The sequence below is a fragment of the Methanosarcina acetivorans C2A genome (assembly GCF_000007345.1).
Lineage (GTDB): Archaea > Halobacteriota > Methanosarcinia > Methanosarcinales > Methanosarcinaceae > Methanosarcina > Methanosarcina acetivorans.
In genome coordinates this window covers 1,500,868-1,513,219 of the sequence record NC_003552.1, presented here as the reverse complement: position 1 = coordinate 1,513,219, position 12,352 = coordinate 1,500,868, and the positions used below count along the sequence as shown (strand labels likewise).

The window sequence follows — 12,352 nt, the reverse complement described above, 5'->3', positions numbered from 1 at the left end:
ATGGAAACATGGACGGCATTTAAACCGGTAGATATTCTTTTGGTGGAAGATAACAAAGGAGATGTTGGGTTAATCGAAGAAGTCTTCGAAAGCTCAAAAGTCCGGAATAAACTTTATGTTGTAGAAGACGGAGAAGAGGCGGTACATTTCTTACTTAGAGAGGGAAAATTTTCAGATGTCCCACGCCCGGGAATAATTCTCCTCGATTTGAATTTACCGAAAAAAGACGGACGTGAGGTCCTTGAAGAAATAAAGGAAGATGATGACCTGAAGAATATACCTGTGGTAGTTCTAACCACTTCCAGAGCTGAAGAAGACATACTTGAGTCTTATAAGCTTCATGCCAATGCATATGTCACCAAGCCTGTAGACTTTGACCAATTCATAAAGGTAATTAAATCCATAGAAAACTTCTGGCTTGAAGTCGTAAATCTTACTTAACAGGATAAGAATATTCAAAATTTCTATTTTGCTTAACCAGCTAAGAAGGTCTGTATAAATGAAAACAAAGGTAGCTGCCAAACCTATAGAAATTCTTTTAGTAGAGGATAGTGAAGGAGACGTCGGGTTAATTGAAGAGGTTTTCGAAGAGGCAAAAATCAGGAACAATCTTCACATCGTAGAGGACGGAGAAGAAGCAATACTCTTTTTACGCGGGGAAAAGCAGTTTTCTGGCATTTCACGCCCGGATATAATCCTTCTGGATCTGAATTTGCCGAAAAAAGACGGACGAGAGGTCCTTGAAGAAATAAAGGAAGATGATGACCTGAAGAATATACCTGTGGTAGTTCTAACCACTTCCAAGGCTGAAGAAGACGTACTTAAATCCTATAATCTTCACGCCAACGCATATGTTACTAAACCTGTCGACTTTGATCAATTCATAAGGGTAATTAAATCCATAGAAGATTTCTGGCTCGAAGTTGTGAAACTACCGTCAAAATAAACTCAGAGTAACCCGGACAGGACTGTTCAGCATGGAGAAAAATGTTCAAATATTGCTTTTTGAGGATAACCCCGGGGATGCGAATCTAATTGAAGAATTACTAGAGGATTTCGCCGACTTCCCATTTGAACTTAAAAGCGTCGAAACCCTTAACGAGGGTTTAGTTCTTCTCAAAGAGCATCAATTTGATGTTATATTGTCAGATCTGAGATTGCCAGATAGTGATGGCATCGACACCTTTCTTGAGATTAATAAAAGAAATTCGCGAACTCCCATAATAATATTAACTGGCATGAATGATGAAAAAATCGGAATCGAGGCTGTAAAAAAAGGTGCTCAGGACTATTTAGTCAAAGGGCAAGCAGACGGCAGGTTATTAAAACGTTCTATCCGGTATTCCATTGAACGCAAAAAGGCGGAAGAGAAGGTTCAAAGCTTAGCAAATATTGTGGAATCATCAAATGATGGTATTGTGACAGAATCCCTTGATGGCATTATTGTCAGCTGGAACAAAGGTGCGGAACAAATTTATGGTTATTCGGCTGAAGAAATTCTCGGAAAGCACATGTCCATCCTGACCCCTCCCCTTCTGGTCGGAGAGACCAAAGAATTAGTTGAGAGGATTAAAAAAGGAGAGAAAATCTATCATTATGAGACTTCAATGTTAAGAAAGGACGGCATGGAAATAAAGGTCTCAATAACTCTTTCTCCGGTTTTTGGCGGCTCTGAAAACCTGACTGCTATCTCAATTATTGCCAGGGATATAACCAAGAGAAAAAAAGCAGAAGAAGAACTTCTAAAAAGTGAAGAGCGCGTCCAGTCATATCTGCAGAACTTCAGGGGGATAGGCACTCAGCTGGATGAAAACTTTATTCCTATTTTTTTACATGGAGCTGTTGCAGAACTCACGGGATATACAAAAGAAGTTTTCCTTTCCGGAAAACTTCACTGGCGGGAAATTGTGGAACCTGAAGACCTTACAGAGCTTCTGAAAAAAGTACAAAAAATGAAAGCCACTCCAAACGCATTTGTCAAGCACGAGTACAGGATCAGGAAAAAAGACGGAGAAATTCGCTGGATACATGAAATTATCCAGAACATTTCAGAAGAGAATAAAGAGCTTTATCAGGGCTTTGTTTATGACATAACCGAGAGAAAAAAAGCAGAAGAAGCCCTTGTTGCGATGAAAGAATCCCGCATAAAAGAAATCCATCACAGGATCAAAAATAACCTGCAGGTAATTTCTTCATTACTGGACCTACAGGCTGAAAAGTTTGAAGACCCCACTATCAGACAGGCCTTCAGGGAAAGCCAGAACCGGGTAATCTCTATGGCTTTAATCCATGAAGAACTATATGAATCCGGGGAAATTGGCACTCTGAATTTTGCGGCATACATGCAAAAGCTGGTAGAGAATATCTTCGAGTGTTACAATATTGGAGATCATAAAGCCCATTTGCATCTGGAAATAGAAGAAAAAACTTTCCTTGACATGGATACCGCTGTCCCGTTAGGAATAATTGTTAACGAACTCTTTTCAAATTCCCTCAAGCACGCATTCCCGGAGAGAGATGAGGGGATAGTTAAAATAAGACTTTGCAGGGAAGAAAACTGGGAATGCAAGAGTAACAGCGTAGAAAATACCGGAGTAGAAAACCCCGGAAGGGATAATACAAGAGGAGATAATAAGAGCATCAATCTTATTTTGACAATTTCGGATAACGGAGTGGGTATGCCTGAAACTGTCGATATGGAAAGTCCCTGTACTCTTGGGCTGCAGCTGGTTACCATTCTGGTAGATCAGTTAGATGGCGAAATTGAATTGAAAAGGGATTCCGGAACTGAATTTATCATCAAAATTGCAGTAAAACAAAAGCAGTAAGAATCTGTCTTAGAGAAATTAATGTACCTTAATCTTATTTCTTTTGGATACGTACCTTAATCTTATTTCTTTTGGATATCCCGATATGTAATGTCCAACAATTACAAAAGTATCAGGAATTTTAACCCTAAATACTGGGGCGTGAAATCAAGTTAAATGATTGATTTAATACTGAGACTTGTATTTCATACTGAGACATGAAATCAATTGATGCTTCTTTTTGGAGGGTGCGGCGGGGAAAGCGGCGGGTAATTCAAAATCGGGACAAAAATTACCGTTTAACCAGAATATGTGGAGAAACAAATTGAATTTAATTTTACTTTTTAAAAAGTGAAAATTCTCGTACATATAGCTTTCCAGGAGAGGAGGAAAAATATTTGTATAAATCATACACATATCAAAAAAATTTAGCCAAGATTTTCAGAAATTTGAAGAAAAAAAGCAAACCGAGCATTAACTATAAATAGTATAGCTATAATTAGAGGGTTGCACCGGTGTAAGAGGTGCTCCCTGATGCAGCGGGGCAGCAGGGTTGCATGCTAAGAAATTAGTCTTCAATGGTGCAAAGTGCAGAGGTGGAGAGATAAACAAACCGGGCCCGTAGCTCAGTCAGGCAGAGCGACTGGCTTTTAACCAGTCGGCCTAGGGTTCAAATCCCTACGGGCCCGCCATGTTCTTATTACAACCGGCGGAGAGGCCATCCGCAGGAAATGTCTAGCAAGTCTTTTTATGATGCTTTATTTTTGGAGGAAAGGATTTGACAAAATTCAGCCTGCTCGACCATGAGTCAGTCCCTAAACATGAAATTATTTCAGAGGGCGAATTAAAGTCTGTTTTAAGCAAATATTTAATTGAAAAGGAACAGCTTCCGAAAATTAAAGTTCAGGATCCTGTTAGTAAAGAAATAGGAGCTGTCGTCGGAGATGTTGTGAGAATCACAAGGAAAAGTCAAACTGCAGGGGAGGCAGATTATTACAGACTTGTGATCGAGTAAGCTGGGGGGAGTTTTAACCGCTTGCATGACCGCATTTTTTTCACTGAACATCTTTTTGAATCCCATGCACCACCGTACGGAAAGATTCAACGACTGCATAAAGATCTGAGGATCATCGTTTATTGATTTTCATATTAATAAAGCAAAGAGGGTGCTATCATCGCGTTAGAAAGCAGTATACTGTCGCAGGCTTATTTTACACGGGACAAGATAGTGCAGCACCATATAGACTCATTTAACAAGTTTATAGATTACGGGCTGCAAAAGATCATTGATGAACAGAAGATTATAGAAACCGACATTGAAGACACATATCTCAAACTCGGCAAGATCAGGGTAGAGCACCCGGTGGTAAAGGAGGCGGACGGGGCAATCGAAAAGCTTTACCCCAATGAAGCAAGGCTCAGGAACCTTTCGTACTCAGGCCCTCTCTACCTGGAGATGAGTGTCGTAAAAGAAGGGATCGAATCCGAAGTAATGGAAGCAAAGATCGGGCAGCTTCCCATCATGGTCAAATCCAAGATCTGCAACCTTCTCGGCCTTAGTGAGCCTGAGAAAGTTCGCTATGGAGAAGATCCCCTTGATCCCGGAGGATATTTCATTATCGGCGGTACGGAAAGGGTAGTTATGACCCTTGAAGACCTTGCCCCCAACAAAATCCTTGTTGAGTACGGAGAACGTTACGGCGACTCCATAGAGGTTGCAAAGGTCTTCTCCCAGAAAAGAGGATACAGGGCACTCGTAATTGTAGAAAGAGGGAGAAAGTCCCTGCTTGAAGTATCTTTCCCTTCCATATCCGGCAGAGTATACTTTATTACACTCATGAGGGCTCTCGGGATAGTAACTGACGAAGATATAGTAAATGCAGTTTCAAGTGATCCCGAAATCATCAAGTTCATGCTGGAGAACCTTGAAGAAGCCGAAGTCGAGACCCAGGAAGAAGCCATTGAGAAGATAGGGGCGAGGGTTGCTGCCGGGCAGGCCAAGGAATACCAGATAAAAAGAGCAAACTACGTAATTGACCGGTATCTTTTCCCCCACCTCGGGAACGATATGAGAGACAGGATCTCAAAAGCTCATTTCCTGGCAAGAATGGCTGAGTCCTGCTTCGAGCTCGCACTTGGAAAGCGTACCGAAGACGACAAAGACCACTACGCAAACAAGAGGCTGAAACTCGCAGGCGACCTGATGGAAGATCTTTTCAGAGTATCCTTTAACAGACTCGCAAGGGACATAAAGTACCAGCTCGAACGTGCAAACATGAGGAACAGGGAACTTAACGTCGCTACAATCGTAAGGGCAGACGTCCTGACCGACCGCCTGCAACACCCCCTGGCAACAGGGAACTGGGTAGGAGGAAGGACGGGTGTTTCCCAGCTTCTTGACCGGAACGATTATATTTCTACCCTTTCCCACCTGCGCCGTGTAATTTCCCCGCTTTCCAGGGCCCAGCCTCACTTTGAAGCTCGTGACCTGCACGCAACTCAATGGGGACGGCTCTGTCCTTCCGAGACTCCTGAAGGTCCTAATTGTGGTCTCGTGAAAAACTTTGCCCAGATGGTCGAACTCTCCACGGGAATAGAGGAGATCGAGAGCATTAAAAAGATACTCTACGACCTCAATGTAGAAAAGGTAGTTGTGAAGGTACCCGAAATTCCGGCAAGGATAAAGGAAATCCTGCTCGACGAGTTTGGGGAAGAGATTATTGAAGAGTTTGAAGAAACTCCGGAAATCGAAACCAAATACAAAGAAGAGGACTTCTACGATTATTCAGATGTGGACGACTCCGGATCAATGTTCGGGGACTGAGGGTTGATGTCAGATGACTAAAGCAAAAGTATTCATAAACGGTGAGCTCGTCGGAACCCATGACAACCCTGCGGAACTCGCAGAAGAACTCCGAAAAATGAGGCGGCAGGGGTTCATATCCAAGCAGGTCAACATAGCTCTTAACGACAATACAAGGGAAGTAATTATAAACTCCGATATGGGCAGGGCAAGAAGACCTCTCGTGGTTGTGGAAAACGGCGTTCTCAGGGCAACTGAAGAGCACGTACAGAAACTGAAGAGCAAAGAGATCACCTTTGATGACCTCGTCAAAGAAGGCTGTGTGGAGTACCTGGACGCAGAAGAGGAAGAAAACGCGTACATCGCACTCTATGAGTCGGACATTACTTCCAGGCATACCCACATGGAGATAGATCCCGAACTTATGCTCGGCATATGTACCGGAATGGTTCCCTATCCGGAACATAACGCATCTCCGCGTAACACCATGGGCGCAGCCATGATTAAGCAGTGCATCGGAGTTTCCACGGCAAACCAGAAGTTAAGGCCCGATACCCGTGCTCACGTCCTTCACTACCCGCAGAGGGCACTTACAAGGACAAGGACTTCCGAAGCAATCGGTTTTGATGACAGACCTGCAGGCCAGAACTTTGTGGTCGCAATTCTGTCTTATGAAGGATATAACATTGAAGACGCGCTGATTTTCAATAAGGGTTCAATTGAAAGAGGGCTTGGGAGAAGCCACTTCCTCAGGACCTTTGAAGGAGAAGAAAGAAGGTATCCCGGCGGGCAGGAAGACAAGTTCGAGATTCCCGACTCCGAATACCGCGGAGCCCGCAGCGCAGAAGCATATGCAAACCTCGACGTAGACGGGCTTGTAAACCCTGAAACCCCTGTAGGTCCCAATGATGTGCTTATAGGAAAAACTAGCCCCCCGAGATTCTTAGAAGAACCTTCCGACTTCGGGATTGCAGTCGAACAGAGGAGAGAAAGCTCTGTTACCATGCGTTCCAACGAAACAGGAATTGTAGACACCGTCATTCTTACGGAATCCATTAACGGAACCCGCCTTGCAAAAGTAAAGGTAAGGGACGAAAGGATTCCGGACATTGGAGACAAGTTCGCTTCCAGACACGGGCAAAAAGGGGTTATCGGCTTAAAAGTGCCTATTGCTGACATGCCGTTTACGGAATCAGGCCTGACTCCGGATCTGATGATTAACCCTCACGCAATTCCTTCCCGTATGACCGTGGGACACGTCCTGGAAATGATCGGCGGAAAAGTAGGTTCCATGGAAGGCAGGAGAGTTAATGCAACAGCCTTTTCCGGAGAAAACGAAGACGACCTTCGAGAAGCCCTGAAAAAGCACGGCTTTGCCCACACAGGAAAAGAGATTTTCTATGACGGGGCAACAGGCAGGATGATCCCTGCAGATGTTTTCGTTGGTGTGATCCTTTACCAGAAACTGCACCACATGGTCACCTCCAAGATGCATGCCAGGTCCCGCGGGCCTGTACAGGTGCTCACCCGCCAGCCGACTGAAGGTCGAGCAAGGGAAGGCGGTCTCAGGTTCGGGGAAATGGAGCGTGACGTGCTGGTGGGGCACGGAGCTGCCATGTCCTTAAAAGAAAGGTTGCTGGACGAGTCGGACAAGGTGGTGGAACTCGTCTGCTCGCACTGCGGAATGATTGCAACGTACGACAAACAACGGAACGTCGCTTTTTGTTCAGCCTGCGGGGCGGACACGGATATATACCCCGTTGAGATGAGCTACGCGTTCAAGCTGTTACTGGATGAGATTAAGTCCCTTGGGGTTGCTCCCAGGCTTAATCTGGAAGATGCGGTATAAGGTGAGGTGGACATATGGCAAACGTACCTCCAATTCCAAAGAGAATTGCTTCTATCAAATTCGGTTTAATGTCCCCAAAAGAAATCCGTAAGATGAGTGCAACACCCATTATCACGGCTGACACTTACGATGACGACGGATTTCCGATTGACATGGGGCTTATGGACACAAAACTCGGGGTAATCGACCCCGGGCTTCGCTGCAAGACCTGTTCCGGCAGGGCGGGCGAGTGTCCCGGACACTTCGGGCATATCGAACTTGTTGCCCCTGTTGTCCACGTAGGTTTTAACAAAGTAATCCGAAAACTTCTCAGGGCAACCTGCAGAAAATGCAGCAGACTCCTGCTGGAACCAGCCCAGAAACAGCAGTTTCTGGACCAGCTCCTTGCAGTCGAAGAAATCGGGCATATGCCTGACGACCTCATTAATGAGGTATACAAAGAAGCCAGCAAGGTAAAGACCTGCCCTTACTGTAACGAGGAACAGCTCGAAATCAAATTCGAAAAACCCAGCGAGTATCTGGAAAACGGTGAGAAGCTGACCCCTACCGAGATAAGGGACCGCTTTGAAAACGTCCCGGACGAGGACATCAGGGTTATCGGGATGGACCCGAAAAACGCAAGGCCGGAATGGATGATCCTTACCGTCCTGCCTGTGCCTCCTGTTACGGTGCGCCCTTCAATCACCCTTGAATCCGGGCAGCGCAGTGAAGACGACCTGACCCACAAACTGGTAGACATTATCAGGATCAACCAGAGATTCCAGGAAAACAGGGAAGCTGGAGCTCCACAGCTTATCATTGAGGACCTCTGGGAGCTACTTCAGTATCACGTTACTACATTCTTTGATAACTCGGTTTCAGGAATTCCGCCTGCAAGACACAGGTCAGGCAGACCTCTCAAGACCCTTTCCCAGCGTTTGAAGGGTAAAGAAGGAAGGTTCAGAGGAAGCCTTTCAGGTAAACGTGTTAACTTCTCAGCCCGTACCGTTATCTCTCCCGACCCGAACCTGAGCATTAATGAAGTCGGGGTCCCCATGCCCATTGCAAGAACTCTTACAATTCCTGCAGTGGTAACCCCGAGAAACATCGAACAGCTCAAGGTCTATGTAAGGAACGGCGAAGACATCCACCCCGGAGCAAACTATGTGTTCAGGTCTGACGGCAGGCGCATAAAGGTCACCAATATGAATAAGGACGACCTTGCCGAGAAACTTGAGTTCGGCTGGACTGTGGAACGACAGTTAAAAGACGGTGACACCGTACTTTTCAACAGGCAGCCGTCTCTGCACAAGATGAGTATCATGGCCCACTCCGTAAAGGTTCTGCCCAATAAAACCTTCAGGCTGAACCCGGCGGTCTGTCCTCCTTACAACGCCGACTTTGACGGGGACGAAATGAACATGCATGCTCTCCAGACCGAAGAGTCAAGAGCCGAGGCAAAGATCCTCATGCAGGTTCAGGAAAACATCCTCTCCCCGCGTTTCGGAGGGCCCATTATCGGCGGAATTCACGACCACATCTCAGGGCTTTTCCTGCTGACCCGTTTTGAAAACCATATTTCCAGCCACGAGGCTTACGACATCCTTAGAAAGAGCCGGGCACGGAACCTGCCCGAACCAGCAGGCCACGACGAAGATGGGAAACCTTTCTGGACAGGAAAGCAGATTTTCAGTCAGATCCTGCCTGAAACCCTTAATATGGAGTTCGCAGCCCAGGTCTGCTCCCACTGTGATACCTGCAAGAAAGAAGAATGCCCAAATGATGCCTATGTCGTAATCCGCAATGGAGAGCTGATTCTCGGCACAATCGACGAAGCTGCAATCGGGGCTTTTAAAGGAAAGATCCAGGACCGCATTATCAAGGAGGTCGGACCCGAAGCAGGAGCTCGCTTTGTTGACGACATGACAAAGCTTGCGATCAGGTCAATCATGCGTACGGGCCTGAGTTTCGGAATAGCTGACGAAGACATTCCGAAAGAAGCCAGGATCCAGATTAATGAGGTTCTCGGTAAAGCTGAAGACGCCGTGCAGAACCTTATCAAGTCATACCAGAACAAAGAACTCGAACCTCTCCCGGGCAGAACCCTCGATGAAACAATCGAGATGAGCATCATGCAGAAGCTCGGAAAAGCCAGAGACGAGACAGGTGGAATTGCAGATAGCCACATGGGACTTGAAAACTCGGCAGTTATTATGGCCCGCTCAGGAGCCAGAGGTTCCATCCTGAACCTTACCCAGATGGCAGCCTGCGTAGGGCAACAGGCAGTGCGTGGTGAACGTATCCGCAGAGGTTACGCAGGCAGGACTCTCCCACACTTCCAGGAAGGAGACCTGGGCTCGGACGCCCACGGGTTCGTTAAGGCAAGTTACAAGAGCGGGTTAAACCCAACAGAATATTTCTTCCATGCAATAGGTGGTCGAGAAGGTCTTGTGGACACTGCGGTCAGGACATCCCAGTCAGGGTACCTGCAGAGAAGGCTTGTCAACGCCCTTCAGGACCTTGAAGTCCAGTACGACCTTACTGTCAGGGACACCCGGGGTGTGCTTGTCCAGTTTAAGTACGGAGAAGACGGGATCAACCCGACAAAGAGCGACTTCAGCAAGCCCGAAACAATCCACAGGATTGTCCGTTCCGTGGTAAACAGGGAGGTGGCATGATGAGTATCAGTGAAGCTACAATAGACAGCATGTTAAAGGACCTGCCGTTTCCTTCTAACATATTGAATACACTGAGGGAAGATGTTCTCAAAGCCGGGGTGAGCAAGAAGGAAATGGAAGAGATCATAGAAAAAATGATGGAAGAATATGCTACCTCATGCATAGAGCCCTGTGATGCTGCGGGGGTTGTTGCAGCCCAGTCCATAGGAGAACCGGGTACCCAGATGACGATGCGTACCTTCCACTATGCCGGTGTGGCCGAGATTAACGTTACTCTCGGTCTTCCCCGCCTTATCGAAATCGTGGATGCAAGGAAGATTCCGAGCACTCCTATGATGACAATTGCCCTCTCCAAAGAGCACCCTGAAGATTACGCTTACGACAGGGAAAAGACAAGAGCCCTGGCCTGGGAGATTGAGGCAACAAAGATCGACCATATCGCCGACGTGACCACTGACCTCTCCCAGATGAAGCTTATAATAGACCTGCACGAAAAGGCAATGGAAGGCAGGAATATTACTATAGACCAGGTGAAGGAAAAGTTCAACGAAGAACTGAACGTACTGGTCAGCATTTCACCGGATATCGATAACCAGATCGTCATCACCCCTGGAGAACCTTCTTACAGAGAGCTGCTCCAGCTTGCAAAAAGCATCCACAATGTAACCCTTAAAGGCATAGAAGGGATCAAGAGAGTGGTGGTCAGAAAGGAGGGTGAAGAGTATACTCTCTATACTGAAGGTTCAGCTCTGCGAGACGTTTTGCAGTTCGAGGGTGTGGACAAGACCAGAACCAGCACAAACAACATCAATGAAATCTACGAAGTACTTGGAATCGAAGCTGCAAGAAACGCCATTATCAAGGAAGCCACGGATACCCTGCGTGAACAGGGTCTGACTGTGGATATCAGGCACATCATGCTTGTGGCAGACCTCATGACCTGCGACGGGGAAGTAAAGCAGATCGGTAGGCATGGGATTTCAGGTGAAAAGGCCAGTGTATTTGCCCGTGCAGCTTTCGAAGTTACTGTCAACCACCTCCTGGATGCAGGTATGCGCGGAGATGTGGACCAGCTGCAGGGTGTCACGGAAAATATCATTGTCGGTCAGCCTATTCGCATGGGTACGGGTGATGTGCACCTGATCAGCAGAAGAGTTGAAAAAGTTGAAGCTAAAGAGCTTGAAGCAGAAGAAGAATAAAGGCATGAAGGAAAAAACTCCGGGTTTTAACCTATAATTATTTAAGTATATACCCTGATAGAAAAGCAGTTCGGATCAGGTATACATCACCTTTATGAATTTCATCGAATCCTGCTGCAGAAACTTGAGTCCGCGAGGCTCATAACCAGAAAATTGATATAAGGCATCAGGTATTTAGAGTACCATATACTCACCGAGCTTGGAATCTTTATTGAGAAAGAGACAGAGTAGACGAGCTAATTTGAGACAGAGTTGATGAAAATGAAGATCAATGTTGATAAATCTCTTATCAAGGCTGTGAAAACAGGAAAAGTAATAGTTGGAGCCAACCGGACCATAGATGCAGCAGCAAACGGCTCTGCAAAGATGGTGGTCCTGGCATCAAACTGCCCCGAAGATATTAAAAAGAAAATTCAGGCAACAGATATTCCGGTCCTGGAGTACGAAGGTACAAGTGTAGAACTCGGCCCCGTATGCGGGAAACCCTTCACGATTGCAGCCATGGCAATCCTCGATGTAGGAGAATCGGATATCCTGGCAGCTACAGCTTGATAAAAAGGAGTTGCAACGTCTTGGGTGAAATAAGACTTACTGCAGAAAGCATCCAGTACATCGCATTGTTTGAGAACATGACCCGGGCCAAAATACTTGACTGTATTCCGGAAGAAGAAAGGCTCGTGTATGTTGTAAAGCAGGGCGATATGGGGCTTGCAATAGGCAAAAACGGAGAGAACATAAACCGTGTTAAAAAAGCCCTGGACAAACCCATTGAGCTTGTGGAGTACTCAGAGGATCCTGTTACCTTTATAAAGAATGCCTTCGGACCGGTATCAGTAAGTTCAGTAAACCTCACAACCAAAAATGGCAAGCGATTGGCTTATGTAGAGGTGCCCAATAAAGAGAAGGGGCTTGCCATCGGTCGTAACGGCAAGAACATAGAGAAAGTGAAGATGCTTGCCCGTCGTCACCACACTATAGAAGACGTGATCCTGCAGTAATATCCTACTTTACGTTGATCCATTAATCCGGCGTTGAAG

The 12,352-nt window shown here is 46.2% G+C and carries 10 protein-coding genes and 1 tRNA gene; all 11 read left to right on the top strand.

Annotated elements, in window-relative coordinates:
- The 11 genes from MA_RS06590 to MA_RS06535 all read left to right on the top strand — a co-directional run bounded on the left by MA_RS06590 (position 1) and on the right by MA_RS06535 (position 12,313).
- Positions 1-441: a response regulator gene (locus MA_RS06590; RefSeq protein ID WP_011021290.1), complete on the top strand. Its 441-nt coding sequence runs from the start codon at positions 1-3 to the stop codon at positions 439-441.
- Positions 442-499: 58 nt separating this feature from the next.
- Positions 500-946, top strand: coding sequence for a response regulator (locus tag MA_RS06585; protein ID WP_011021289.1), 447 nt, complete (start codon positions 500-502; stop codon positions 944-946).
- Between the two features lie 31 nt (positions 947-977).
- Complete coding sequence (locus tag MA_RS06580; protein WP_011021288.1) at positions 978-2,828, top strand: PAS domain S-box protein; 1,851 nt, start codon at positions 978-980, stop codon at positions 2,826-2,828.
- Positions 2,829-3,422: 594 nt separating this feature from the next.
- Positions 3,423-3,499: transfer RNA gene (locus tag MA_RS06570), tRNA-Lys, on the top strand.
- 86 nt (positions 3,500-3,585) lie between these two features.
- Entirely contained in the window at positions 3,586-3,822 is a 237-nt protein-coding gene (locus MA_RS06565) for a DNA-directed RNA polymerase subunit H (RefSeq protein ID WP_011021287.1), read from the top strand.
- A gap of 213 nt (positions 3,823-4,035) precedes the next feature.
- Complete coding sequence (locus tag MA_RS06560) at positions 4,036-5,631, top strand: DNA-directed RNA polymerase subunit B'' (RefSeq protein ID WP_048065071.1); 1,596 nt, start codon at positions 4,036-4,038, stop codon at positions 5,629-5,631.
- A gap of 13 nt (positions 5,632-5,644) precedes the next feature.
- Complete coding sequence (gene rpoB, locus MA_RS06555; protein ID WP_011021285.1) at positions 5,645-7,459, top strand: DNA-directed RNA polymerase subunit B; 1,815 nt, start codon at positions 5,645-5,647, stop codon at positions 7,457-7,459.
- Positions 7,460-7,473: 14 nt separating this feature from the next.
- The gene (locus MA_RS06550) at positions 7,474-10,116 is read left to right on the top strand and encodes a DNA-directed RNA polymerase subunit A' (RefSeq protein WP_011021284.1); all 2,643 of its coding nucleotides are present in this window, start codon (positions 7,474-7,476) and stop codon (positions 10,114-10,116) included.
- Complete coding sequence (gene rpoA2 / locus MA_RS06545; protein ID WP_394295987.1) at positions 10,113-11,315, top strand: DNA-directed RNA polymerase subunit A''; 1,203 nt, start codon at positions 10,113-10,115, stop codon at positions 11,313-11,315. The genes MA_RS06550 and rpoA2 overlap by 4 nt, the downstream gene beginning before the upstream one ends.
- A 261-nt stretch (positions 11,316-11,576) precedes the next feature.
- Complete coding sequence (locus MA_RS06540) at positions 11,577-11,867, top strand: 50S ribosomal protein L30e (RefSeq protein WP_048065070.1); 291 nt, start codon at positions 11,577-11,579, stop codon at positions 11,865-11,867.
- A 20-nt stretch (positions 11,868-11,887) separates the two neighbouring features.
- Positions 11,888-12,313, top strand: coding sequence for a NusA-like transcription termination signal-binding factor (locus MA_RS06535; protein ID WP_011021281.1), 426 nt, complete (start codon positions 11,888-11,890; stop codon positions 12,311-12,313).
- Positions 12,314-12,352: the final 39 nt, after the last annotated feature.